The sequence below is a fragment of the Zeaxanthinibacter sp. PT1 genome, from assembly GCF_028464225.1.
Classification (GTDB): domain Bacteria; phylum Bacteroidota; class Bacteroidia; order Flavobacteriales; family Flavobacteriaceae; genus Zeaxanthinibacter.
Window position 1 is genome coordinate 1,336,437 of record NZ_JAQPCN010000001.1, and the last position, 25,906, is coordinate 1,362,342.

The window sequence follows — 25,906 nt, forward strand, 5'->3', positions numbered from 1 at the left end:
ACAAATTTAGCAAGACATTTCACGGGATTTTCCTTCTCAGGGTAACTTTTTGACTTTTACTCCTGTATAAAATCGAATCTGCAGAATCCGATGGTTCCGCAGTCCCCTCTGTAAGTTCAATAGCTCCGGGACCCGGGAGGCTTAACTCAATTGTCCACCCGGGATTTTCCTGGGTAACGGTCAGGGTTTCCAGGGAGTCTTTCCTGGTATAATATACTGAAATTGTATTATCTCCAATTGCCACATTCTGAAGGGATACATCGGACCATGTCTCAGGCATCCGGGGTGTCACCTTAACCAGTTTTTCATGGGCCCTGGGCCGGACGCCAAAGAATTGCTGAACGATCGGGATCGCAAAACTATAGATGTTCCATGCCTGGACGATCATCCCGTAATCCGGGGATACTTCGTACATGCTGCCGGGAAGGGCATAACTGAAGGTACGAGTCATTCGCTTCAGGTAGTCCAAAGCCTTCTCGGGGCGCCCGTAATTATTCTCGGCAATTGCCTGTACCCCTGTTGGTAAGGTCATAACGGCTCCTGTATAAGAAAAAACCTTACTCCCTTTAAAAGAACCGTGTTCTTTCCCTGCGCTTTCGTCACGGTCTATCCCTGTCACAAATACTCCATAAGGATTTACAAATTTTTCCGCAGTTTGCAGTGCCTGGATGGCTTTGAGAGAATCGGCTACCTTCATTTCCATTGGAGTGTTGACTACCCAGTTGTGATGTAGTACAAAAGGACGGGGTTTATCAGAGGGTGAGTTCCTGATTTTTTCTGCCGTGCGTTTCAATTCGTCAATTGCCCAGGGTTTGTTCAGGGTATCCGCCCTGATGATCGCATCTTTGATCAATCGCAAAGCCTGGTCATCTGTTCCAATAAAATCGGCATAAGATTTAAATTCTTCGGACCAGAATTCATTATTGATCTTGGTTTTTAGTTTTTCGGCCATATCACGGTAATATGCGGCAACCTTGGTGTCCCCCATTACGACCGCCATCTGTGCTGCGTCACCAAATGCCCTTTGGGTATAGACAGCTACATCTATCATTTCGCTGTCCATCCCGTGGATCTCCATCATCCCGAACCCATCGGGGAAAAGATTCTTATTTGTATCCTTCTCGTCCATCAGCCATGCCAGGCCTTTCTTTACAGTCGGGTAGTATTTCTCCAGGAATTCCCGGTCTCCGGTCCATAAAAAGGTTTCCCAGATAAGGGAGGCGAACTGTGGAGTTTCATTTATATTGCCGGGATTAAAGACCTTGCCATTGGTAGACATCTCGTGAATGATGCGCCCATTGCCATTCTGGGCCCCGGATACACTGTCCAGAAGGGAAATGGTTTGGAAGGCCGGATCCCACTGCCCGATAGCCATATATCCTTTCAGGGCATATTCACTGTCGACCCCGAACCACCAAGGGTAGTCGGGAATGCCCGCCGTGATACCTGTCCCGATTTCGGGTACGGTTCTTACCAGCCAATCCGAATTGTATTTCAGCCATTCAAAGGCCTGGGCAATTGAGGAATCGGGAATGTTTAGTTCAGATCGGGATGCAAGCTGCTGGTATCGCTTTTTCTTGGTAGTAACAAGAGAGACCACCTGATCCCGAAGTTCATTAAAGGTTTCCAGGGCTTGTTCTTTCCCATTGTACGACCCACTTATCACAAGGTTAAGTGTTTGTTCTTCCCCTGCTTTTACCTTAAGCGGGTACACTAACGCTGCAGCGGCGCCCTGCCCGGAATAATGGGTGTGGGTCTCGCGTAATTCCCTGGTTCTGCTCTCTGAGCCTACCACGCTGAACCAGGGATTCGCCTGGTCCTTGAATATCGCCAGATTCTCTTCAAATGTTACGATATCAAGACTGTCATGCATACCTGTTTCCTCACCCAGCCATGTGGGTCGAAGATCAGAAAAAGCAGTGAATTCAAAATCGAATTCCAGGTCTTTGTTTCCCGAATTTGAGAAGAGATACTGTATTATTATCCCTTGTTTTCCATCAGGGACTACCTGGAATCGTTGTATTTTCATCGGGATCCCTTGCGGATAGTATTCCAGGACATTTGCCATAGGGTAATTCACAAACCGATCTGCCTTCTCCAGCGAGAGAGAATCTCCCTGATGGATCAATCGGGCAGAAAATCCGTCCATTAATTTTACAGGGTGATTCCAGATTCCCCCCATTTCGCCTTTGATGTGCCATCCTATTTCCTGGAAACTTCCGTCCTGGTGTCCTACCATATAAACTCGATCGCCTGCAGTGACGTAAGGGGAAGTAATGTATTCTGGCCTACCTTCAATTGAGGGTAAGTCCTGCAGTATACCGCTCAGCTGAACCTTGTTCTTCTCCCCGGGTGAACATCCCAGGAACAGGAAAAGAAAAGTAAAGAAATACAGGGGTTTCATAGGTTGGTAAAACTTAAAAAATCAGGATTTAAGTTAGTGATTTTAAGGCAAAAAAAAAGCGACTCCCTTTGTGGGAATCGCTTTTTATTTAGTTAAGGGTCTGACCTTCTTTGTCTTTAAAACAATATTCGAGATACGTGTAGGCATCTCGTGGTTGGATCTTTATCCACTTCTTGTGTTCTAAAAACCATTTAGAACGTATAGAAGGGAAGCCCTTGGTCAGGTATGCTGCAATAAACGGATGGGTATTCAATGTGATGCTTTTGTCTTTCCCGTCGCCTTTCATGAGGCGCTCCAGGTCTACGTTGATCTTTTCTATCAGCACAATCGGTGCTTCTATTTCCTGGCCATTACCACTAGGGTTGGCTTCGGTGGTTTTGATCTTCATTTCCGGACGTACCCGTTGTCTTGTAATTTGTATCAGGCCAAACTTGCTTGGAGGCAAGATCTTGTGCTTGGCCCTGTCGTCTTTCATCTCGTTCCTGAGGTGATCGAACAGTTTTCGCCTGTGATCCGATTTTACCATATCGATAAAATCCACCACGATGATCCCGCCCATATCGCGAAGGCGCAATTGCCTTGCTATTTCAGTAGCGGCCAACAGGTTTACCTCAAAGGCAGTGTCCTCTTGGTTCTTGGCCTTATTAGAACGGTTTCCACTGTTTACATCAATTACGTGTAATGCTTCTGTGTGTTCTATGATCAGGTAAGCACCTTTGCTCATAGAGGCCGTTCGGCCGAAGGAAGTTTTGATCTGGCGATCTATTCCGAATTTTTCAAAAATCGGGACAGGTGACGAATACAGTTTTACAATAGACTCTTTTTCGGGCTCGATTTCCAGAACATAATCTTTGATCTGGTTATAAAGCGTTTCATCATCCACATGTATACCGGTAAAACTGTCGTTGAAAACATCTCTCAATATTGAGGAAGCACGATTCATTTCTACCAGGACTTTGGATGGGGTGGGCGCCTTATATAATTTCTTACACATTGCTGTCCATTTATCCAGCAAATTCTGAAGGTCCTTGTCCAACTCGGCGACTTTCTTGCCTTCTGCTACTGTTCTGATGATGACTCCAAATCCTTTAGGCTTAATACTCTTAATAAGCCTTTTAAGTCGGTCTTTCTCCTCTTTACTGCCGATCTTCTGGGATACAGAGACGCGGTCAGAAAAAGGGACCATTACCAGGTAGCGGCCGGCTATAGAAAGCTCGGAGCTGATCCTTGGTCCTTTGGTGGAAATGGGTTCTTTTACTATCTGAACCAGTAGTGATTGATTTGCTTTGATAACATCTTTAATGCTACCATTCTTATCAATATCTTTTTCGAATGGAAAATTCTTAAGGGAATAATCTTTAAGTTTTCCCGTACTGACAGCCTTCACAAATTTTAACATCGAGGCCAACTGTGGTCCCAGGTCATGATAGTGCAAAAAGGCATCTTTCTCATAGCCAACATTAACGAATGCTGCATTCAGACCGGTAACCGGCTTCCTGATCTTGGCGATCATGATGTCGCCCACGTTAAAATTGTTGGTGTCCTCTTCTTTGTGTAGTTCTGTTAGTTTTCCATCTTTCAGTAAGGCAAAATCGACGGCATTGGAATTGGATCTTACGACTAATTCTCTATTCACCTGAATCAATTTATATCCACCCCATACAGGGATGAATGGTTAAACAATATTTGTTGCAGGTTGTATTTAACCCGTCGAAATCCTTTTTGGAATTTCTATGTCAATGAACGTATAAAGCGAAAAAGTAGTTATGAAAACTACTTTTTCTTGTGTCGGTTGGCTCTTCTGCGTTTCTTACGCTTGTGAGTAGCCACCTTATGTCTCTTTCTTTTTTTACCACTCGGCATAGAGTTCTACTTTTAAAAGGTTATTATTTTACTTGAACGTTACTTTTTACTCCTTCTACAAAAACCTTTGCAGGTTTAAATGCCGGGATGTTATGGGCCGGGATCTTTATGGTAGTATTCTTGGAGATGTTCCTACCGGTCTTTTCAGCCCTGGTTTTGACGATAAAACTTCCAAATCCTCTAAGGTATACGTTGTCACCGTTTTCCAGTGAAGACTTAACCTCTTCCATAAACGTTTCTACCGTCGCCTGTACGTCTCCTTTTTCAATTCCCAGCTTTTCTGAGATTTTCGATACGATATCCGCTTTCGTCATTGTAAAAATTAATTTTCTATGTGTTTTTAAAGGGATGCAAATATATAAATTAAATTCGTTCTTTCGTCTTAACAAACTAATATTAAGTCCTTAAACCGTTACTTTTGTTCTTTATTTTCCAAGCATGCTATTTTCTTCCAAAATAATTGAATGGTACAGGGCTAATAAACGCGATTTACCATGGCGAAATACGCGGGACCCTTATAAAATATGGCTGTCAGAGATTATGCTACAACAGACCAGGGTGGTACAGGGACTACCGTATTACGAGCTGTTCCTGGAGCATTTTCCCACGGTAGACGACCTCGCGGATGCCAGCGAAAAAAAAGTGTTAAAGTTATGGCAAGGCCTGGGCTACTATTCGCGCGCCAGGAATCTGCATACCACTGCAAAGACCATTAGCCGGGATAACCATGGGAAATTCCCGGATACCTACCCGGAATTAAAAAAACTGAAAGGCGTCGGGGACTACACCGCCAGCGCAATTGCCTCCATTGCTTTTGATCGCCCGGAACCCGTGGTTGACGGAAATGTTTACCGGGTGCTGTCACGTTATTTCGGAGTCAGCCTGCCCGTAAACAGTACTGAAGGAATTAAATATTTTAAAGAGCTGGCCCGGGAAGTGATGGATCCCGAACGTGCCGCGGAATACAACCAGGCACTGATGGAATTTGGTGCGCTGCAATGTTCACCTCGAAATCCGGCTTGCGATACCTGTCCGTTAAATGCCTCCTGCATGGCCCTTGAAAAGAAGATGGTAGGGGAACTCCCCGTGAAGATTAAAAAGACCAAGGTGAGGAACAGGTATTTTAATTACCTGGTGCTGCTGGATGAAAAGGGGAAGACCAGGCTTCAGCAGCGCGATAAAAAAGGGATCTGGCAACAACTGTACGAATTTCCTCTGGTAGAATCTGAAGAAGTCCTGGAACAGGATTCCCTATATAATAAGGTAGAAGAAGTTTTTCCAGGCTATGATCTCTCTTCAGTTTCACTGGAAAATGAAGAGCCCATCGTCCATAAATTAAGTCACCAGCACCTCTATACCCGCTTCTGGCGTATTGATATCCCGGGCGAATTAGAACGTGGGATCCCCCTTGAAGAACTGGATGAATATCCTGTTCCCGTCCTTATCGCAGATTATATTAAAACTCTTAAAAATTCGTACTTTTGACCCAAGATTAATATTATGAGCGGAACATTGAATAAAGTGATGCTGATCGGGCATCTGGGAGATGAAGTAAAAATGCATTATTTTGAAGGAGGTAACTGCATTGGTAGGTTCCCGATCGCTACCAACGAATCCTATACCAACCGGCAGACAGGTGAAAAAGTCACCACTACGGAATGGCATAACATTGTTGTGCGTAACAAAGCCGCCGAAATATGTGAGAAATACCTGAGCAAAGGTGATAAGATCTATGTGGAAGGCAGGCTCAAAACACGCCAGTGGCAAGGTGAAGATGGGCAAACCAGGTATTCTACAGAGATACAGGTGCAGGATTTTACTTTCCTCACTCCAAAAGAAGGTGGAATGCCAAACCAGGGAGGTGGCTCCCAGGCTTCAGCTCCAAGCCAGCAAAAAAGTCAGCCGCAAAGACCGGCAGAGACCAGGCCCGCGCAGCAGGAAGAAGAAGAGGACGATCTGCCATTCTAGTAATGCAAACTAATATCACGACATTTGGATCCTGACCCCTTAAGTATTTTTCTAAGTGAATTTGCCGTAGAATCCGCCTTAATCGGCCGGGGAATTGTATTATTCGTACTCCTGGCCTGTTCTGCCATGATCTCGGGTGCAGAAGTGGCTTACTTTGGTCTGTCTGCTACTGATATCAATGATATTGCAGAGAAAAAAACCACCCGGGGGAATATCGTCGTTAAACTGCTTGACCGACCGAAAAAATTACTCGCTACCGTATTGATCGCCAACAACGCGATCAACATAGGGATCGTCCTGCTCTTTAATACCATTGGCGATTACATTTTTTCCGGGATCACCTATATGATCTTCGGGGTCGTTTCCCTGCGTTTTATCGTAGATGTGGTAGTGGCCACCTTTCTCATCCTTATGTTCGGTGAAATTTTACCAAAGATCTACGCCAACCGGAACAGGGTGAATTTCGCGCATTTTATGGCCTACCCTTTACGGGTGCTCGATTTTGTTTTCAGTCCCCTGAGCCTGCCCATGAGGTCCGGGACCATTTACTTGTACCGCAAATTGGGAAAGCAGAAATCTAACCTGAGTATTGATCATCTTTCCCAAGCACTTGAACTGACCTCTGAAGGGGACACCACCAAAGAAGAACAGCGAATCCTGGAAGGCATCGTTACCTTTGGGAACACCGACACCAAACAAGTGATGCGACCGAGGATCGACATTTTCGCCTTATCAGAATCGATGAAATTCCCCGAGGTCCTGGCAGAGATTAAAGCTCATGGGTATTCGCGAATCCCTGTTTTCTCTGAACACATGGATAACGTTATCGGGGTGCTTTACGTAAAAGACCTGCTGCCTTACCTGGAGAGAAAGACCTTTAACTGGCTCTCCCTGATCAGGGAGCCGTTCTTTGTGCCGGAAAATAAGAAACTCGATGATCTGCTGCTGGATTTCCAGACCAAAAAGAACCACCTGGCTGTTGTTGTCGATGAATACGGGGGCACATCCGGAATTGTAACCCTGGAAGATATTATAGAAGAGATCGTTGGCGATATCAGTGACGAATTTGATGACGAAGACCTGATCTTTTCCAAGCTGGATGAACACAATTACGTCTTTGATGGGAAAACTACCCTCAAAGAATTCTATAAAGTGGCCCGTATAGACCATGAAGATGAATTTGAGGCTCAGAAAGGAGAATCAGAGACTATCGCCGGATTTGTACTTGAAATTGCAGGCAGTTTCCCTAAGAGGGGTGAAACTGTTCAATTTAACGGCTACCAATTCGTGGTAGAGAGCCTGGACAGGAAACGACTCAAACAAATTAAAGTAACCATTCCCCATGCGACTACTTAAAAATACAAGCTTGCTTTTTATCGCTTTGGTGTTCCTGGGTTCCTGCGGGGAAGAATCACTCCCTAAACCTAGAGCTATGCTGAGGCTCAGCTACCCTGAAGCTGATCTGGCCACGTATAAGGACAGTTGCCCTTTTGGGTTTGATTATAACGAGAGGGCGACCCTGGAGTCGGCTAAAGGCTGTGCATTAAAATTGGATTACCCCGAGATGAACGGGGCTATCTATATCACGTATAAACCGGTTGAAGACAACCTGCAATCCTTATTGACCGATGCACAGAAGCTTTCTTATGAGCACGTGGTCAAGGCAGATAATATCCTGGAACAGCCTTTTGTAAACAGGGATGACCGAGTTTACGGGATGTTTTACGAGGTTAGGGGGAATGCAGCCTCACAGGCTCAGTTCTATGTGACGGATAGCACGGAACATTTTGTTACGGGCTCCCTGTACTTCTACGCCAAACCTAATTACGATTCTATTTACCCCGCAGCTGTTTACCTGCAGAAAGATATCAGGAAGATCATGGAAACCATGAAATGGAAATAAGTTATGGTCGGAGCTAAGGAACTTCTGGAATGTCATAAAGCTATTGCTCCCCACATTCACCGTACCCCGGTGCTCACTTCCCGCCTGTTAAACCACATGGTGGGAGCACAGTTATTCTTTAAATGCGAGAACTTCCAGCGGATGGGAGCCTTTAAAATGAGAGGTGCCATACAGGCCATCATGCAATTGCCGGAAGAGAAGCGCAATAGAGGGGTGGTAACCCATTCCTCGGGTAATTTTGCCCAGGCCCTTTCCCTCGCTGCACAAAGCCTTGGAGTAAAGGCTTATATCGTCATGCCGCGTACGGCAACTGCAGTTAAGAAAAGGGCGGTGATCGGCTATGGGGGAGAAGTGTTTGACTGCGACCCTAACCTGGAGGCGCGGGAAGCGCTTTCCAAAGAAATAGAGGAGAAGACAGGGGCTACTTTTATACACCCTTCCAACAATATGGATGTGATCCTGGGCAACAGCACTGCGGCCACAGAATTACTCCAGGATTACCCGGACCTGGATGTCATCCTCTGCCCGGTAGGTGGGGGTGGACTGGTAGCAGGAACCGCACTATCTGCACACTTCCTGGGAAAAGGCTGTAAAGTTATCGGGGCAGAGCCTATGCAGGCTGATGACGCTTACCGCTCATTCCACAGCGGGAAGATAGAGGGTAACAAATCTGCCGATACTGTAGCGGATGGTCTGCGGACCATGCTGGGGGATATTAATTTCCCGATTATACGGGAATACGTAAGTGCGATTGAAAGGGTAGAAGAGAGAGATATTATCTCCTCTATGCGCTTAATCTGGGAGCGACTCAAGATCACAGCCGAACCTTCATGTGCCGTGCCTTTTGCAGCTGCACTGCAATTAAGAGATGAACTCCGAGGAAAAAAAGTGGGAATCATTATTTCCGGGGGGAATGTAGACCTGGAAAACCTTCCATTCTAAATCATTCGATAGTATCTTTTTCCAATAATTCCCGTGCCCTGTTTATACTGGAATTAATCTGTTCCCGAACCTCCTTGATCTTTTCCTCTTCTTCAAGCAGCCATTCCTGTTTTTCCTCTGACAGTTCCTTGCCATTAATGATCTCGTCCGGATCAAATCGATCGCCAAAATTCTGCATCCATTCCATCATTCCACTGTAGGCCTCCTGCAGCTCTTCCATGGCTTCTTCATATTCCTGCCCCCTTTCCGTAGAATCGACCCTGGCTTTCATTTCTCCAACTAACTTACTGAGTTCCCCCATCCTCGGCATGGCTTCATCGTGAATTTCCATCACCTTTTGCATTCGCTGACCCTTTTCTTCGGATTTATCCTCCTCCTTACAGCCGGATAGGGATATGAACAGGACCAGGAAAAAGAATTGAATTGTTTTTAGCATTGGATTCGCTTTGGATTGTTAAAATTAATAAATAACAACACATATAATTCAACAAAAAGCCTGACTTTTATGCCCTTTTAAATTTCCCGAATGAGTGACGTAAACAGAAGATGGTTTTACCTGGTCGTATTATCGATTATATGGGGAACCTCTTATATCCTTATTAAGAAAGGCCTGCAGGGTTTTTCGCCTATACAGCTTGGTTCTGTCAGGATGGTGATTACCGCTGCCTTCCTTCTGCTGTTCGGGTATCGCTCTGTCCGGAAAATCAAAAAAAATGAATGGAAGTGGGTGGCCCTGTCGGGATTCGTCGGTAGTTTCTTCCCCGCCTTCCTGTTCGCCTTTGCAGAGACCGAGATAGACAGTAGTATTGCCTCTGTCCTGAATTCCCTGGTCCCCTTGTTTACCATTTTCGTCGGGTACATAGTGTTTAAAATTCCATTTTACAAGAACCAGGTGGTTGGAGTGATCATTGGGCTTGTCGGGGCTGCCATGCTTGTTGGTATCGGGGCTGATATCAACCCCGGGCAGAATTACTGGTATGCCGGCCTGGTCATCCTGGCAACCCTGTTTTACGCACTCAATGCCAATATCATCAAGAGTAAGCTTTCAGGGGTAAGTCCCATAGGGATTGCAGCCGGGAATTTTGCCGCGGTGCTTTTGCCTTCACTGGTCGTTCTTGCCTTTTCCGGGGCTTTTAGCGAAGAGGTAACCGGTGGAGAGTACTATTACAGTTCATTGGTATATGTCGTTATCCTGAGCGTGGTGGGTACCTGCTTTGCCAAAGTGATGTTCAATAAGCTGGTGCATATTTCATCACCTGTATTTTCAGTATCGGTCACCTACCTCATACCCATTGTGGGTGTCATTTGGGGACTCCTGGATGGCGAACGCTTTTCGCTCTGGCAGCTTGCCGCAGCAGCCATTATCCTGTTCGGAGTTTACCTGGTGAACAGGCGTAAAGTGAATCGCTGAGTGATCAGATTCCTGCTATAAACAAGAGTACCAGCCCGGTATGATTTAACTTTCCTTATACCACGGATTATAAATTAATCTTAAAAATAGAGGGCTTTAACCCTTGATTCTATGGTATATACTTTAACAATTATTATCTTAGATGTATAACTAACGTTCCCGTTTATGAAATTTTTCACATTGCCTATACGATTCGGAATCGCCACCAGTGGCTCCCTGATAGCATATTTCTTGATATTATCGCTCTTCGGGTTGCACACCAATGTTTTTTACAGCCTATTTAACGGGGTAATCACGGGCTTTGGGATCTACGAAGCGATAAAGTATATGCGAATACAGCAAGGGGATAAGTTCAACTATACCATGGGCTTTACAACGGGTATCATCACCGGTTTTATGGCCACCCTCGTATTTACAGTGTTTTTCGCAATTTACAGTACGGAAGTGGATACCAACTTCCTGCGCAATTTATCTGAGAAGTGGTTTAATGAATTGGAATTTGAGGGCATTGTCTTTTTTACGGTGGCCATCATGGGGTTCGCGACCAGCTTGGTCCTGACCTTATCTTTTATGCAACTTTTTAAATCCTCCAGGAACCTGGGTAAAAATTCGGCTGAATTTCCTAAAAAGTCCTTGTGAATTTGCAATTTAGGCGTATATTTGCACCCGCCTTTGGGATACCTCCCGTGTTCCGTACCAGGCAATTAAGAAACAAATTAATACACAAGCTATGTACGCAATTGTAGAGATAGCAGGGCAGCAATTCAAAGTTGCAAAAGACCAGAAAGTGTATGTACACCGTCTGAAAGAAGAGGAAGGTAACAAAGTTACTTTCGACAATGTACTTCTTTTAGAAGATGGTAGTGACATCACGATCGGCGCCCCGGCTATAGACGGAGCTTCAGTTGAAGCCAAAGTCATTAAGCACCTAAAAGGTGACAAGGTAATCGTCTTCAAGAAGAAAAGACGTAAGGGGTATCGTAAAAAGAATGGCCACCGTCAGTACCTGACAGAGTTGGTTATTTCTGATATCGTCGCTAAAGGTTCTAAGAAAAAAGAAGCTCCTAAAGCAAAAGCTGAGCCTAAGAAAGAAGAGACTGCTGCTAAAGCTGCTCCTAAGGCTAAAAAGGAAGAAACTTCTCAAGACCTGAGCAAGAACACGGTAGCTGAGCTAAGAGAAATGGCTAAAGCTAAAGGCGTAGAAGGTTACTCTTCTATGAAGAAAGCTGAGTTGATCGAAGCGATCGAGAAAAAATAAAAGTACAACCTGCGCATTGGGTCTGATCCCGGGACGCGCATTAAAATAAATTATCATGGCACATAAAAAAGGTGTTGGTAGTTCCAAGAACGGTAGAGAATCAGAATCGAAACGATTAGGCGTTAAGATTTTTGGTGGTCAAGCTGCTATGGCGGGGAATATCCTTGTTAGGCAACGTGGTACTAAACACAATCCCGGTGACAACGTATACGCCGGTAAAGATCATACTTTACATGCCAGAGTAGATGGTATCGTAAAATTCGATAAGAAAGCCGGAGGTAAATCCTACGTTTCTATCGAGCCGTTTGAAGCATAAGACCTTCAATCTGGTTACAGAATAAAGAACCCGGTATATACCGGGTTTTTTTGTGCCCGTAAATTAAGCTTTTAGTATGTTAAGCTTAATTTTAAATTAACCTCTAAAGTGTTAATTCCCACGACCTTTAAGCTGTTCAGATTAAATTTTGAGCTAGCTTAGTGTAGTACCGGCCCCTGTGCCGGTTTTTTGGGCATAAAAAAATCCCTGTAACCGAAAGATTACAGGGATCGTAGTTTAAAGCTCTCAGGAATTAGTACCTGTAGTAGTCCGGTTTAAAGGGCCCCTTTACAGTTACCCCGATATACTCGGCTTGCTCTTCGTTCAGTTCGGTCAGTTCTGCTCCCAGCCTTGAAAGATGTAAGGCCGCAACCTTTTCATCAAGGTGTTTTGGCAGCATATAAACCTTATTTTCGTATTTATCTGTGTGTTTCCACAGCTCGATCTGTGCCAGGGTCTGGTTGGTAAATGAATTACTCATCACAAAACTTGGGTGGCCTGTTGCGCAACCTAAGTTTACCAATCTTCCCTCTGCCAGTACTATGATATTCTTACCGTCTAAGGTATACATATCTACCTGTGGCTTGATCTCATCCTTAGTATCCCCAAAGTTGCCATTCAGCCAGGCCATATCAATCTCATTATCAAAGTGGCCGATGTTACATACAATAGCTTTATCGCGCATAGCCCTGAAATGCTCTTCGCGGATAATATCTTTGTTTCCGGTAGCTGTGCAGATGATGTCTGCATTTCCGACAACTGTCTCCAGTTTCTTTACTTCAAACCCGTCCATGGCAGCCTGTAGCGCACAGATAGGATCTATCTCGGTCACCGTAACAATTGCTCCGGCACCGCGGAAAGAAGCCGCTGTACCTTTACCTACATCCCCGTAACCCGCAACGACTACACGTTTCCCGGCTAGCATGGTATCAGTGGCCCTGCGGATTGCATCTACTGCACTCTCCCTGCAACCATATTTATTGTCAAACTTTGACTTGGTCACAGAGTCGTTCACGTTAATGGCCGGCATAGGCAGTGTTCCTTTCTTCATTCGCTCGTAAAGCCTGTGAACACCAGTTGTAGTTTCCTCGGAAAGTCCCTTGATCCCCGCTCCCAGTTCAGGATATTCATCCAGAACCATGTTAGTCAGGTCGCCCCCGTCATCAAGGATCATATTAAGTGGCTGCCTCTCTTCCCCAAAGAACAGGGTTTGCTCAATGCACCAGTTAAACTCCTCCTCGTTCATCCCTTTCCAGGCATATACAGGTATCCCGGCTGCTGCTATAGCTGCTGCCGCATGGTCTTGTGTAGAGAAAATATTGCAAGAACTCCAGGTAACCTCTGCGCCAAGGGCAACGAGGGTCTCGATAAGTACCGCGGTCTGTATGGTCATATGAAGACAACCGGCAATACGAGCCCCTTTCAGTGGCTGTGATTCCCCGTATTCTTCTCTTAATGACATTAACCCGGGCATTTCAGCCTCGGCCAAAGTGATTTCTTTCCGGCCCCAGTCTGCAAGGGCAATATCTTTTACCTTATAGGGTACATAAGGAACAGTTTTGGTACTCATATCCTTTTTTATTTTTACTTTCGTTAAAGAGCCATTTTCGTGCTGAAACAGCGAAAACAAAGGTAATAATAAGTTAAGTAATCTTATGCCTCTTTACAAAACTATAACAGTAACTGAGCACATTACAGTATACATCTGGAAGATCACAGAATCGGAGGAGGAGCTTGCAAAAGGTATACAGCTGACATCCGAATGTAAGGCCCGGATGGATGGGATGAAATCAGAATTACACCGCAGGGGTTTTCTGAGCATACGGCACCTGATGGCTAAAGCAGGATATGAGGATAAAGACCTGTATTACGACGAAGGGGGTAAACCTCACCTGAAAGATGGTAACCATATCAGCATAAGCCATTCTCATCAGTTCACCACTATCATTATCAGCAAGGACCGGGAAGTAGGTATCGATATTGAAATGCAGCGCGAGAAGATCCTCAGGATCGCTAATAAATTCACCCCACTGGAAGAATACCGGACCCTGGCAAATTCCGAGGCTTTGATCCGTAAGCTTACCATCGTATGGGGCGCTAAAGAATCGCTCTATAAGATCTATGCCAAACAGGGGCTCAGCTTTCTCCACCACGTAGACGTAAAAGATTTCTCCTTTGATGACAGCCGAACCACGGCAGAGATACTCTACCATGGGGATACCTCTGAATACCGGATTTCCTTCCTGGAATTTGAAGGGTTTACCTGTGTCTATGCCATTAAGAATCCCTGAATCACACATAACCTAAAGAATACTGAATAAAGCACTATGAATATATCCGTAGAACTTACCCTTACTCCTTTACAGGACGAATACGAACCAGCCATCATTAACTTTATTAAGAAACTCCGCGAATCCGGGCTTACCGTGCTGGAGAATCCCCTCAGCACCCAGGTTTACGGGGAATATGATAAGGTTATGGCGGTACTGCAGCAAGAAGTCAAAATCGCTTTTGATGCAGTGGAAAGAGGGTTACTCTACATGAAGATCGTCAAATCTGACCGAAGTGATTATGAGCCTCATTTCTGATTGGATCTTTGCGCAATATGAAGGCGTAGATACCTACCTCGTAATCCTGGAAATGATAGGGGTACTTTTCGGATTTCTCAGTGTTTGGTATGCTAAGCGAGAGAATATCCTTGTATTCCCGACCGGCATCATCAGCACTGCGATCTTCGTTTACATCCTGGCCATCTTTGGTTTGATCGGTGATATGCTGATCAATGCCTATTATTTTAGCATGAGCATCATCGGCTGGTATAACTGGACCAGGAAAGTAGATGAAACTCACTATATCCCCATAACTACCGCTACCTCTAAAGAAAAAAAATGGTCTGTCTTACTTTTTATTGGGGCTGTTTTGTTCGTGACGGTGGTCTATTTCCTGCTCGATCGTTTTAATACCTGGACCGCATACGTGGATACTCTGACTACGGCGATATTCTTCGTCGGGATGTGGCTGATGGCAAAGAAGAAACTGGAGAACTGGGTCTACTGGATCATCGGGGACCTGATCTCTGTCCCCCTCTACTGGTATAAAGGCCTTATCTTTACTTCCCTACAGTATTTTCTGTTCACCCTGATTGCAATCTTTGGTTACCTAGCATGGAAGAAAGACTTAAACAAAAGCCCTCAGACCTTATTAAGATAGTGCTGTTCGGACCGGAATCGACCGGGAAGACTACCCTGGCCAAGCAGTTGGCTGATCATTATAAGGAACCCTGGGTTCCGGAATACGCCAGGGAGTACCTGCAGGAGAAATGGGAGAGGGAACAAAAAACCTGCGAACCCCATGACCTGATCCCGATTGCCATCGGACAGATGCGCCTGGAAAATACTCTGGCAGAGCAGGCAGACCGTTTGCTGATCTGTGATACAGACCTCTTGGAAACCAAGGTATATTCAGAAGCTTACTACTTGGGAAGTTGCGATCCCTTGCTCGAAAAATATGCGCTGGAAAACGACTACAAGCTATATTTTCTGACCGGGATAGATGTGCCCTGGGAGAAGGACGATCTGCGTGACAAGCCGAATGAAAGAGAGCAAATGTTTGATTATTTCAGGTCAACCCTTGAAAAATATAATCGTAATTTCGTTACTTTAATAGGAGATGAAACGTCCCGTTTACAGGCCGCAATCGCCCATATAGATAAATTATTAGCAGCATGACGACATTCACAGAAAAAGATCAGAAACAATTTAAAGCAAGGGGAATTTCTGAAAAGAAGGTCCGTGAGCAAATAGATATGTTTAAGGCCGGGATTCCCTTTGTGGAACTGGAAAAGGCTGCAGTGGTCAATGATGGTATCCTTAAGCTTAGCGAGGCAGAAGAAAGTGAATACGTTCAGTATTTCGAGAAGAATAAAAAAGGGAAAGAGCTGCTGAAATTTGTCCCGGCATCAGGGGCCGCCTCCCGTATGTTTAAGTCATTGTTCAATTTTCTTTCAGATTATGATCCTCATGAAGAAACCCTGGATGATTATTTTGAACGCACCGGTGATAAGGCGATGAAAAGATTTGTAGATGGGATCACTGATTTTCCATTTTACACCATGATCAGGAATCGGATAAAAGGAAAAGTAAATTCTAAGGACGAAGAGGTCTTTCTTTTCGTGGCAGAGATGCTTGAAGAAGATAAACTGAACTATGGATTTTATCCAAAAGGACTATTGCCCTTTCATAATTACAGGGATTATTTGGCCACTCCCTTCGAGGAGCATCTGAAAGAAGGAGCTGCCTACGCCAGCCAGGATAATAGCGCCAGCCTGCATTTTACGATATCCGAACAACACGGAGAGTTGTTCAATAATGAATTCAGCGCGGTAAAGGACAGGCTGTCCGGTCAGACTCAGACCTCTTTCAACGTAAGCTACTCCTACCAGAAACCATCTACTGATACCATTGCCGTAACCATGGAGAATGAGCCCTTCAGGGAGGAAGATGGCAGTATTCTGTTCAGGCCGGGCGGGCATGGAGCGCTGATAGAGAATCTCGATGAACAGGAAGCAGATCTCATCTTTATTAAGAACATAGATAATGTAGTGGTCCCGGAACATGTAGGCGAGGTTATCCGCTCTAAGAAGCTCCTGGCGGGGCTGTTGTTACAAGTACAGGAAAAGGCTTTTAAATATGCAGCAATGCTACAGGAAGAAGAACTGCATGGAGAGCAATTGCAGGAGATCAGGGAATTCCTGGAAAAGAAGCTGAATGTCAGGTTTACCGATAAGTTCCAGGGATACAGCGCTGCACAACAAATAGAGATCCTTAGAGATAAGATCAATCGCCCTATCCGGGTTTGTGGAATGGTGAAGAATGAAGGGGAACCGGGGGGAGGACCATTCTGGATCAGGGATGGTCATAACAATGTATCGCTACAGATCATCGAGTCTGCCCAGGTAGACACAAAAAACGATAAGCAGCATTCCATCTTCAGGGATGCGACCCACTTTAACCCTGTAGACCTGGTCTGCTCTGTTAAAAATCACAGGGGGGAGAAATTTCACCTTCCTAATTACGTGAACTCACAATTGGCTTTTATCACGCAGAAGACCAAAGAAGGCCAGAAGCTTAAAGCATTGGAACTACCCGGTTTATGGAATGGAGCCATGGCATTTTGGAACACCATCTTTGTCGAGGTGGCCCTGGAGACATTTAACCCGGTAAAAACGGTGAACGACCTTTTAAAACCTGCCCACCAGGTGCGCTAAGCCAGTCAGGTATCTTATAAGCATCAGGAAAGTGTGTAAGTATTACACACTTTTCTTGTGTTTTACCCAATGGTAAACGATAAGCCTTATTGCCTCATGTGTCGTAACTGCCTGTAAATCAGTCAATAAACTATATTTTCAATGTCGAGATCTTACTGGCACTATATTTTCGTATGTATCAGTGATTACAAAACAAACATTAATTTAATTTTAAAAACAGAACACATGAAAAAGATATTATTTATGACCGTATTGTCTCTGGGAAGTTTAACAGCTTTCGCCCAGGAGACTGAAGCAGAAATCAATGTTGATACTGAAGTTGCTGCTACTGCAGAAGTTCAGGACGACTTTTCAGCGATCGAATTAAGTGAAGTACCGGCTGCAATTTCCGAGGCTTTAACTAGGGATTTCCCAAACGCTGAAATTGATAACGCCTTCGTAAATGAAGAAGAGCAGTACAAATTGCAGGTGACTCTTGAAGATGGGAGTACCTCAGAACTGTATGCAGATAGTGAAGGTAACTGGCTAGACATGTAATACCGGCTTCATAGCGAAGCGCAAAAGATTATATTGATTAGTTAGTAGAGCCCCGGGTAATCCGGGGTTTTTCTTTTTATGGTATGTCGGTCTCCTCTAGTGATATCCCGATAACTGGCCTTTTCCTTTTATGATTATGCCGCTTCTCCCCCCCCCTTTTTTAATGTGTAATAATTACACACTTTGTGCACTGGGATCACACAATTACACGTGGTTACAAAAACAAGGAATTACGTAATTGACTGTAAAACAGATAGTTAAGCTAAAGCAGGGCGCTGATTTCATTTTGGTATTATTATAGCATTAGGTATAGGGAATTCAATTAATAATGAAGTTTAATCTTAAAACACACAATATGAAAAAGCTAATGTTTGCAGCAGTATTATCACTAGGTAGTTTAACCGCATTTGCACAGCAGGATGCCCAATCCGTTCAAGGAGAAGGAACTGAAGTAGTAGCAACTGCTCAGGATAATTATTCTGAAATCGCCGTGGAAGAAGTTCCTCAGGCAGTAGCGGATGCAGTAGAGAAAAACTACCCAACTGCGACTATCGATAAAGCATACAAGAATGAGGAAAACCAGTTTAAACTGGAAGTATCTCTGCAAGACGGTACCACTGGTACTTTGTATGCTGACGAACAAGGTAACTGGCTAGAGCAGTAGAAATAACTCTGGTTTGATTTAAAACCGAGTTATTTGTTTTGTATCAAGTTGGTTTGGTTAGAAAGGGGCTCGGTGAATCGGCCCCTTTCTTTCTACTGTGCTACGGCACCCCAATTATCTTACCAGGGCAGTAAAGACTGCCTGGCCTAGTAACCCCGGGACATTCTCCCGGGGTTACTTTTTTATGTTCATAGCTATAGCGCACATCTTTTACGATAAATCACCCTTCTGGCCATCTAATCGGTAGTACATTTGCGTACATAGGTATACAGAACCTTGCCATGCCAAAAATTCTTATCATTGAAGACGACGCTGCATTTTGCCAGATGCTACAACGCTTCCTGGGCAGGCATGACCATGAAGTGATCATAACTTTTAACGCGCCCGAGGCCAAAGAAGCTCTGAAGAAAGAGGTTTTTGACCTGGTGGTCACAGACCTCAGGCTACCCGATTTTGACGGGATACGAATGTTGAGCCATATCAAGGAAACTGCTCCCTCAACCCAAGTAATTGTGATGACAGGATACGCAGAGGTGGGAACGGCTGTATCTGCAATGAAAAAAGGCGCTTACGATTATATCTCTAAACCTTTTACCCCTGAAGAAATGCTGATGGTGATCTCTAATGCACTACAGGCAGGCCAGAAAGCAGAAGTAAAAAAACAAGCTCCCCGAACCGTAGAAAAGCAGTCTACCGGGGAGACTCCGGGTGTCATTAAGGGAGTGAGCGAACCTTCCCGTAAACTTTTAGAATACATTAAGTTGGTAGGGCCTACTAATATGTCGGTTTTAATTACAGGCGAGAGCGGTACCGGTAAAGAAGTCACTGCCAAGGCCATCCATGATCACAGTCCGCGAAAGGAAGAGAACTTTATTGCGGTTGATTGCGGGGCTATTGCAAAAGAATTGGCGACCAGCGAATTCTTTGGTCACCTTAAAGGTAGTTTTACGGGTGCCGTTGAAGATAAAATAGGTCACTTTGAAGCCGCGAACAAAGGAACTCTTTTCCTGGACGAGGTGGGTAACCTCTCCTACGAGCACCAGATACAGTTGCTGAGAACACTACAGGAACGTAAAATTAAACGGGTTGGCGGTACCAAGGAGATCGATGTGAATGTCCGCATCATTGCGGCTACCAATGAAGACTTGCGGCAGGCCGTAGCAAAAGGAAATTTCCGGGAAGATCTCTACCATAGGCTGAACGAATTTTCCATTGCCATTCCTTCTCTCTCTGAACGCTATGAAGACCTTCTGCTCTTCGCCGATGCCTTCCTGCGCCAGGCCAATGACGCCCTGGATAAGGAAGTACTGGGGTTTTCAGACGAGGTTATAGAGGCATTTCAACGTTATCACTGGCCGGGAAACTTACGAGAATTGCGAAATGTGATCAAACGTGCCGTTTTACTGACCAATACCGATGAGGTGGCGGTGGAGTCCTTGCCGCAGGAAGTACTGATGGCCAAGAACGATGTGGCGGGCATAGATGATTTTTCAAAAGCTGATTTTGAGAAGGAACGCATCGTCAATGCTTTAAAGAAGACTAACTTCAACAAGACAAAGGCGGCAAAATTATTACAGGTGACCCGTAAGACTTTGTACAATAAGATCAACCATTATAACCTGGATCTCTGAGCCAATTGTTCTTCCATATAGACCAGGACCTCCTCGATTTTGCCGGTAATTCGTTTTAACTCCTCAGGCGGAATTTCCGATATATCCTTATAGAAGCCCGGTTGTTCTAATTTTTCCAAACCTGGAATTACATCAACTATCCTAAGTTGACGAAACATTGGGAGCATCCGGTGAGCCGTATCGCGCACAAGGGACAATTTTTCTTCTTTGTAGGCCCGGTATAAAAGATCTAAGTTACTACGGCTGTCCCGGACAAAAGTGATGAGTACATCATCGATTACCTCCTGGTTATCCCCGAGAAATGATTGCAACAGGTCTAACTGGTAATATGGAGATTGCGATTTTTTAGCTTCAGCTTTGTTCACGGTATCCGCGGTATTCAGATCAAGTTTTAAAAGTTTGTCCAGTACCTGCAGTAACTGGTCTTTGGAAAATGGTTTTTGAAGTACCGCAGAAAATCCCTGCTGTAGATAATGCCCCTCTTCCAGGTCTCTTCTCCCTGTCATCGCAATGACCGGCTGACCCCTGAAGTGAGCAAAACTCTCTTCTTTAAGCGATGCCAGGACTTCAAACCCGTCTGTGCCCGGCATCTGTATATCGGTGAGTACGGCCCTGTACTTAAGCTCATCGCCCTCGGGGATCTCTTTAAAATCATTATAGATCAGGGCTTTTATATTGAGTTGCAGGCAAAGCTCTTTCAATAGCTTTAACATGGAAAGATCATCGTCGACGATCAGTAGTCCAAAGTTCTCGGAAACAGTCTTCTTTTCCGCTGCGTCCCGTTGTTCCACCTTTTTTTGTGTAAGCTCCAGGGGGAGTTGCAGGTAAAATGAACTGCCTTTGCCTAATTCACTTTTCAGTGATAACGATCCTCCGAGTAATCCTGCTAATTTTTTAGAAATGGTCAGGCCCAGCCCGTAGCCCCCGTATTTTTTCTCGGTCTTTTCCTCGGCCTGGGTAAATTCGCGAAAGATCAGGTCTTGTTTAGACTTTTCTATCCCTATCCCTGTGTCGGTAACTTCTATCAATACCTGCAGATGATTGCTTTTTTGTTGTTTTACCGTGGCTTTTACCTTAATCTCCCCTTGCTCGGTAAATTTAAAAGCATTACCCAAAAGATTGGTAATGATCTGCCTGATCCGGAACGGGTCTCCAAGAACCGGCGAATCAAGGGGAGTATCTACGCTGACCTGCAGCTCAACACCTTGTTTCTCCTTGTAAACTGCTCGCAGGTTGTCTGCTGTTTCATGGATTAAATTGGCCAGGATAAACGGTACTTTCTCCAGGTGAATTTTGCCGGCCTCCAGTCGCGAAAAATCCAACAGGTCATTGACCAGTTGCTCTACATAAAGAGAAGCCGACTTAATCTGGGCCAGGTGTTTTTTTTGTTTTCGGTCCAGGCTGGAATGCTCCATCAATTCGGAATAGCCGCTGATAGTGTTGAGAGGCGTGCGAAGATCGTGGCTTACGGTAGCGATCAGTTGTTCCCGGCTTTTCAGGATAGATTCCGAGTATTTCTTTTCTTTTTCAAGCTTTTGCCGATAGGTGTGTACCCTCCAGAAATCCCGGTAGATCAGGAAGGTGAAAATAGCGACAATGACCAACCCCATCATGGCGGCAATTCCCGCTACCCGCATACTCCTCCTGAACAAGGTTTGCTTATTCTGGTTGTCGTTAATAGAATTGATCAGTATTTCCTGTTCAATGGCCGCGATAATACTCCTTAATTGTTGGGAGAGTTCCAGGTCATTGCTGACAATCTCTTTTTCCTTGTCGGCCAGTGATTTCTGGCTTAACGATTCCTTCTTTTTTGCCTGGGTCAGTAGTTGCCGTGAAATCTGCAGGATCGAATCTAATTTGCGACTGTCTATCTGGTCTCCTTCTTCCGGGATGTTTTCATTGAGATATTTGGCCATATCCCTGATCACCTGCTGGGCTTTGGGAGATAGTTGATCGATGTTCGGGGCCAGAGCCTCGGGGGTAATTCTACCCAGGGAAGCCTCTAAAGAATTGAACTGTTGTAGTGCACTGTCAAAAGAATTATCGGCCCTGTTCTTTTCCTTTAACCGGCTTAACTCGTTGCTGTTGGCCACCTTTAAGCGTAAAAGGGCCTGTACACTGTCTAAAAGCTGGTGTTGAAAATCGTTATGGGTTAGGATCTTCAGGGAATCAATTTCCACGTAGATAGAATCGATATTCTGTTTATAAATATCAAAATTTTCCCGTGTTTTGGTTTGTAAGGCGAGCCTGGAAAAGCTTTCAGCCTCGTATAACCTGGTGAGCAGGGAGCTGGTTCTTAATAGTTTATTATCGCTTTTATCTGTGGATTCTGCCGAAAAATAGGTGCGCACCTCCGCGTAAAGGAGGTAGCCCACCACAAGGGCCAGCACGGCCAGCACCAGGTAGCTGATGATGATTTTGAAAGTGACCCGGTTATTGGATGAGTTTCCCATTCTTAATTAAATCTCTCCTAAGTAAATACGGGGATAGAGGGCTAATTGATGTCCTCTATCCAATTTATTTTTTAAAATTTTCTATGAATACCTGGGTAGGGCATGTATCTTTGCGGCATCTCAAAGGGGTGCGAACTCCGGAAGTGCACTAAGCATTAAAGGATAAGCTGAGATCATACCCAATGAACCTGCGCGGGTAATGCCGCGAAGGGATGGCCAAAATCACAGGCCCGGCATGCCGGCTGGGATCGAAGCCCGAGATGGCTTGCCAAATGGCAACATCTTTCCGAAAGGGTGGCGGTAGAACCGCACTTTAATCTGTAACCAAAATAGAATAATGCCCCTTTTATTCGTCTAAAACAATAGCACGAATGAAAAGAGTGTGGATGATGATGGTCTTTATGACCATCGCACAAGGAACTTATTCCCAGCAAAAGCAAAAGGATTCCTTAGAAAGTGTAGAGATCGTACTGGACGAAGTACTCGTTTCTGCCATCAGGGTGACCAAGGAAACTCCGGTTACTTTTTCAAACCTCGATAAAAAGGCAATAGAGCCGCGTAACCTGGGGCAGGATATACCCATACTGATGAATTACCTGCCTGCAGTGGTTACAACCTCCGATGCAGGAGCCGGGATAGGGTACACGGGTATCCGCGTCCGGGGAAGCGATGCTACACGGGTAAATGTCACCATTAATGGAATTCCCTACAACGACTCGGAGTCCCAGGGAACTTTTTGGGTTAACATGCCCGATTTTGCTAGTTCCGTAGAAAACCTGCAGTTACAAAGAGGAGTGGGGACCTCGACCAACGGATCCGGAGCTTTCGGGGCCAGCCTGAACCTTTTGACCGATGCTGTTTCACGGGAAGCTTACGCCCAGTTATCTTCCTCTGTAGGGAGCTTTAATACCTTGAAGAATACCTTTAAGTTCAGTACCGGCTTATTAAATGATCACCTGGAAGTATCCGGGAGACTGTCGCGGATCAATTCTGACGGTTATATAGACCGCGCAAGGGCAGACCTGGATTCTTATTTTTTGCAAGCCGCATACCTGGATGAGAATACCCTGATTAAAGGGTTACTCTTTGGAGGACATGAGATCACCTACCAGTCCTGGTTTGGCATAGATGCCCAGACCCTGGAAACTGACAGGACCTTTAATCCTGCAGGGGCCTATACGGATGATAACGGGCAGCTGAGGTTCTATGAGAACGAGGTGGATAATTATAAACAGGACCATGCACAACTGCACTGGAACGAAACCCTTTCTCCTAACTGGCGGACCAACCTTTCGCTTCACTTCACCCGTGGAAGAGGGTATTTTGAACAGTTCAGGGAAGATGATGACCTGGCTACATATGGTATAGCACCAGCGACGATTGATGGGGAAGAAATCATGACCACAGACCTGATCAGGAGACGCTGGCTGGACAATGATTTCTACGGTGCATTGTTTTCGGCAGAATACCAACAAGAAGGTTTTGATCTTATTCTTGGTAGTGGGTATCATATCTACGAAGGGCTGCATTATGGCGAAGTGATCTGGGCAGAATACGCGGGTAGTACAGAATACCAGGATCGCTATTATGACGATAATTCCCGTAAAACAGATTTTAACTTCTTTGCCAAAGCCACCTATGAGTTTGATGAACATTGGAGCGTATACGGGGACCTGCAATACCGCGGTGTGACCTACGAGGCTAATGGTGAGGATACCGGCCTGGTCGACGATACTTTTAATTTCTTTAATCCCAAGCTGGGTCTTACCTACGACCTCAATGCCAACAATAATTTTTATTTCTCATACGCCCGTGCCAACAGGGAGCCCAACAGGAATGATTATGAAAATGGCAACCCAAGACCGGAGCAATTGGACGACCTAGAACTGGGGTGGAGATTTGTTAGCCCCTCCCTGACCCTGAATACAAATCTGTATTATATGCAATACAAGGATCAATTGGTGCTCACCGGAGAGCTGAATGATGTAGGCGCACCATTGCGTGCAAATGTAGGGGATAGTTATCGTTCAGGACTGGAGATCGATGCCAGTTTGCAATTGGCAGATAACTTACTGTGGCGGCCCAACCTGGCCCTGAGCATCAACAGGAATAAGGACTTTGTTTTCCAGAGAGATGGACAGTTACAAGAGCTTGGAGACACAAAGATTGCCTACTCTCCGGGGGTAGTCGCCGGGAGTGTGCTCACCTATATGCCCGGTGAAAATTTCCGGGCTTCCGTACTCGCTAAATATGTCGGGAAACAGTATATGGGCAACATAGATTCCGAGGCTTCCGTGTTAGATGCCTATGGAACTGTTGATCTGAACATTCAGTATACCTTTAATTTTGATAGCGTTTTGAAGAAACTGGTGTTAAGCGGCTTGGTCAATAATATTTTTGATGCCCAGTATGTCTCCAACGGATATTTCTTCACCTACGATGATGATTTCTCCAATCCGGGGACGATTACAACCATAGAAGGTGTCGGTTTCTATCCACAGGCAGGGATTAACTTCTTGCTGGGGGCTACGGTGCAATTCTGATTTTTACTAGTAATGTAAAGAACCGCTTCCGGACATAGCTGCCGGGGGCGGTTTTTTCGTATATGGAAGTAAACGGCAGTCATGAAAAATGCACCTTCTTTTGGTAGTAAATTGCGAAATAATATTGTCATGGTGCCGGAATGTATCTCGCAGTCATCGGGGATACTGGTGTTCGGCCAGGTCCTGAAATCCTTCATATTCTCTACGGATGTGGCGATCATCAGGAATACCAATGCCAATGCCATCATTGCTGTATATCCTTTTACACCACAGCCGACCATCTCACAAGCCCTGATACTGGCGGCTGATAAACCTATATTCTGTGGAGTAGGCGGGGGAGTAACCACCGGGGAGAGATCCCTGGCGCTTGCCCAGCATGCCGAATTCCAGGGGGCTCTTGGAGTGGTGCTTAACAAACCCACGCCAAATAAACTTATTGAAAAATTAAAAGATACCATTGATATACCGGTAACTGTCACCGTAGTCTCCCTGAAGGATGATATTCGTGGACGGATCGCAGCAGGAGTGGATATTCTCAATGTTTCAGGAGCAGAGCATACGCCCGAGATCATCAGAAAGATCAGGGATATAGCGCCGGAGATCAGTATCATTGCCACGGGTGGAAAAACCGAAGATAGTATTATGAAAGCCATAGAAGCCGGGGCCAATGCCATTTCCTACACCCCTCCGAGCACCGGTACCCTCTTCCGGGAGATCATGGAGCGCTACAGGACAGAATAAGCCTAG

The 25,906-nt window shown here is 45.2% G+C and carries 25 protein-coding genes; 19 read left to right on the forward strand and 6 right to left on the reverse strand.

The features are described 5' to 3' along the window. Positions 1 to 19: 19 nt before the first annotated feature. From PP178_RS05850 to PP178_RS05860, 3 genes are all read right to left on the reverse strand, one after another. On the reverse strand, positions 20 to 2,404 hold the full coding sequence (locus PP178_RS05850; protein ID WP_272593373.1) for an alpha-L-rhamnosidase-related protein: 2,385 nt from the start codon (positions 2,402 to 2,404) through the stop codon (positions 20 to 22). 88 nt (positions 2,405 to 2,492) lie between these two features. Then, entirely contained in the window at positions 2,493 to 4,040 is a 1,548-nt protein-coding gene (locus PP178_RS05855) for a ribonuclease E/G (RefSeq protein ID WP_272593374.1), read from the reverse strand. A 250-nt stretch (positions 4,041 to 4,290) separates the two neighbouring features. Beyond that, on the reverse strand, positions 4,291 to 4,581 hold the full coding sequence (locus tag PP178_RS05860; RefSeq protein ID WP_133643168.1) for an HU family DNA-binding protein: 291 nt from the start codon (positions 4,579 to 4,581) through the stop codon (positions 4,291 to 4,293). 124 nt (positions 4,582 to 4,705) lie between these two features. Between PP178_RS05860 and mutY the strand changes: the two genes are divergently transcribed. Genes mutY through PP178_RS05885 form a run of 5 tightly spaced genes read left to right on the forward strand, consistent with a single transcriptional unit; the run spans position 4,706 to position 9,080 of the window. Then, positions 4,706 to 5,752, forward strand: a complete 1,047-nt coding sequence (mutY, locus tag PP178_RS05865) for an A/G-specific adenine glycosylase (RefSeq protein ID WP_272593375.1) — start codon at positions 4,706 to 4,708, stop codon at positions 5,750 to 5,752. 15 nt (positions 5,753 to 5,767) lie between these two features. Continuing rightward, a complete protein-coding gene (locus tag PP178_RS05870; RefSeq protein ID WP_272593376.1) occupies positions 5,768 to 6,235 on the forward strand; it encodes a single-stranded DNA-binding protein in 468 nt (155 codons plus the stop codon). A 24-nt stretch (positions 6,236 to 6,259) separates the two neighbouring features. Beyond that, complete coding sequence (locus PP178_RS05875) at positions 6,260 to 7,591, forward strand: gliding motility-associated protein GldE (RefSeq protein ID WP_272593377.1); 1,332 nt, start codon at positions 6,260 to 6,262, stop codon at positions 7,589 to 7,591. Continuing rightward, positions 7,578 to 8,138, forward strand: a complete 561-nt coding sequence (gene gldD, locus PP178_RS05880; protein ID WP_272593378.1) for a gliding motility lipoprotein GldD — start codon at positions 7,578 to 7,580, stop codon at positions 8,136 to 8,138. Before PP178_RS05875 ends, gldD begins: the two co-directional genes overlap by 14 nt. Positions 8,139 to 8,141: 3 nt before the next feature. Then, positions 8,142 to 9,080 (forward strand): pyridoxal-phosphate dependent enzyme, encoded by a 939-nt coding sequence (locus PP178_RS05885; RefSeq protein ID WP_272593379.1) that lies wholly within the window; start codon positions 8,142 to 8,144, stop codon positions 9,078 to 9,080. A 1-nt stretch (position 9,081) separates the two neighbouring features. Here PP178_RS05885 and PP178_RS05890 read toward each other — a convergent pair whose 3' ends face one another. Continuing rightward, entirely contained in the window at positions 9,082 to 9,516 is a 435-nt protein-coding gene (locus tag PP178_RS05890) for a hypothetical protein (protein ID WP_272593380.1), read from the reverse strand. Between the two features lie 90 nt (positions 9,517 to 9,606). On the opposite strand from PP178_RS05890, the gene PP178_RS05895 reads away from it, so the two are divergent. The 4 genes from PP178_RS05895 (at position 9,607) to rpmA (ending at position 12,065) form a co-directional block, all read left to right on the forward strand. Continuing rightward, the gene (locus PP178_RS05895) at positions 9,607 to 10,491 is read left to right on the forward strand and encodes a DMT family transporter (RefSeq protein ID WP_272593381.1); all 885 of its coding nucleotides are present in this window, start codon (positions 9,607 to 9,609) and stop codon (positions 10,489 to 10,491) included. 165 nt (positions 10,492 to 10,656) lie between these two features. Continuing rightward, entirely contained in the window at positions 10,657 to 11,130 is a 474-nt protein-coding gene (locus tag PP178_RS05900) for a DUF4199 domain-containing protein (RefSeq protein WP_272593382.1), read from the forward strand. Positions 11,131 to 11,221: 91 nt separating this feature from the next. Further along, on the forward strand, positions 11,222 to 11,749 hold the full coding sequence (gene rplU / locus PP178_RS05905; protein ID WP_272593383.1) for a 50S ribosomal protein L21: 528 nt from the start codon (positions 11,222 to 11,224) through the stop codon (positions 11,747 to 11,749). Positions 11,750 to 11,804: 55 nt separating this feature from the next. Continuing rightward, positions 11,805 to 12,065, forward strand: coding sequence for a 50S ribosomal protein L27 (gene rpmA / locus PP178_RS05910; RefSeq protein ID WP_272593384.1), 261 nt, complete (start codon positions 11,805 to 11,807; stop codon positions 12,063 to 12,065). Between the two features lie 253 nt (positions 12,066 to 12,318). On the opposite strand, the gene ahcY is transcribed toward rpmA, so the two are convergent. Then, positions 12,319 to 13,635 carry an adenosylhomocysteinase gene (gene ahcY, locus PP178_RS05915; RefSeq protein ID WP_272593385.1) on the reverse strand — a complete coding sequence of 439 codons (1,317 nt, stop codon included), beginning with the start codon at positions 13,633 to 13,635 and terminating at the stop codon, positions 12,319 to 12,321. Positions 13,636 to 13,720: 85 nt separating this feature from the next. Here ahcY and PP178_RS05920 point away from each other — a divergent pair, with 85 nt between their 5' ends. The 8 genes from PP178_RS05920 to PP178_RS05955 all read left to right on the forward strand — a co-directional run bounded on the left by PP178_RS05920 (position 13,721) and on the right by PP178_RS05955 (position 20,163). Continuing rightward, entirely contained in the window at positions 13,721 to 14,356 is a 636-nt protein-coding gene (locus PP178_RS05920; protein WP_272593386.1) for a 4'-phosphopantetheinyl transferase family protein, read from the forward strand. 36 nt (positions 14,357 to 14,392) lie between these two features. Then, positions 14,393 to 14,653: a thiamine-binding protein gene (locus PP178_RS05925; RefSeq protein WP_272593387.1), complete on the forward strand. Its 261-nt coding sequence runs from the start codon at positions 14,393 to 14,395 to the stop codon at positions 14,651 to 14,653. Next, complete coding sequence (gene pnuC / locus PP178_RS05930) at positions 14,637 to 15,275, forward strand: nicotinamide riboside transporter PnuC (protein ID WP_272593388.1); 639 nt, start codon at positions 14,637 to 14,639, stop codon at positions 15,273 to 15,275. Before PP178_RS05925 ends, pnuC begins: the two co-directional genes overlap by 17 nt. Then, positions 15,230 to 15,793, forward strand: a complete 564-nt coding sequence (locus PP178_RS05935; protein ID WP_272593389.1) for an ATP-binding protein — start codon at positions 15,230 to 15,232, stop codon at positions 15,791 to 15,793. The genes pnuC and PP178_RS05935 overlap by 46 nt, the downstream gene beginning before the upstream one ends. Continuing rightward, complete coding sequence (locus PP178_RS05940) at positions 15,790 to 17,331, forward strand: DUF4301 family protein (RefSeq protein WP_272593390.1); 1,542 nt, start codon at positions 15,790 to 15,792, stop codon at positions 17,329 to 17,331. The genes PP178_RS05935 and PP178_RS05940 overlap by 4 nt, the downstream gene beginning before the upstream one ends. A gap of 225 nt (positions 17,332 to 17,556) precedes the next feature. Then, positions 17,557 to 17,868, forward strand: a complete 312-nt coding sequence (locus PP178_RS05945; protein WP_272593391.1) for a hypothetical protein — start codon at positions 17,557 to 17,559, stop codon at positions 17,866 to 17,868. A 355-nt stretch (positions 17,869 to 18,223) separates the two neighbouring features. Continuing rightward, the gene (locus tag PP178_RS05950) at positions 18,224 to 18,532 is read left to right on the forward strand and encodes a hypothetical protein (protein ID WP_272593392.1); all 309 of its coding nucleotides are present in this window, start codon (positions 18,224 to 18,226) and stop codon (positions 18,530 to 18,532) included. Between the two features lie 281 nt (positions 18,533 to 18,813). Beyond that, entirely contained in the window at positions 18,814 to 20,163 is a 1,350-nt protein-coding gene (locus PP178_RS05955) for a sigma-54-dependent transcriptional regulator (protein WP_272593393.1), read from the forward strand. On the opposite strand, the gene PP178_RS05960 is transcribed toward PP178_RS05955, so the two are convergent. Beyond that, positions 20,145 to 22,616, reverse strand: coding sequence for a hybrid sensor histidine kinase/response regulator (locus tag PP178_RS05960; RefSeq protein ID WP_272593394.1), 2,472 nt, complete (start codon positions 22,614 to 22,616; stop codon positions 20,145 to 20,147). The two genes, PP178_RS05955 and PP178_RS05960, sit on opposite strands and share 19 nt — an antisense overlap. Before the next feature lie 371 nt (positions 22,617 to 22,987). On the opposite strand from PP178_RS05960, the gene PP178_RS05965 reads away from it, so the two are divergent. Together PP178_RS05965 and PP178_RS05970 are read left to right on the forward strand one after the other, a co-directional pair. Continuing rightward, the gene (locus tag PP178_RS05965; protein WP_272593395.1) at positions 22,988 to 25,159 is read left to right on the forward strand and encodes a TonB-dependent receptor; all 2,172 of its coding nucleotides are present in this window, start codon (positions 22,988 to 22,990) and stop codon (positions 25,157 to 25,159) included. A gap of 81 nt (positions 25,160 to 25,240) precedes the next feature. Then, positions 25,241 to 25,900 carry a hydrolase gene (locus PP178_RS05970; protein ID WP_272593396.1) on the forward strand — a complete coding sequence of 220 codons (660 nt, stop codon included), beginning with the start codon at positions 25,241 to 25,243 and terminating at the stop codon, positions 25,898 to 25,900. Positions 25,901 to 25,906: the final 6 nt, after the last annotated feature.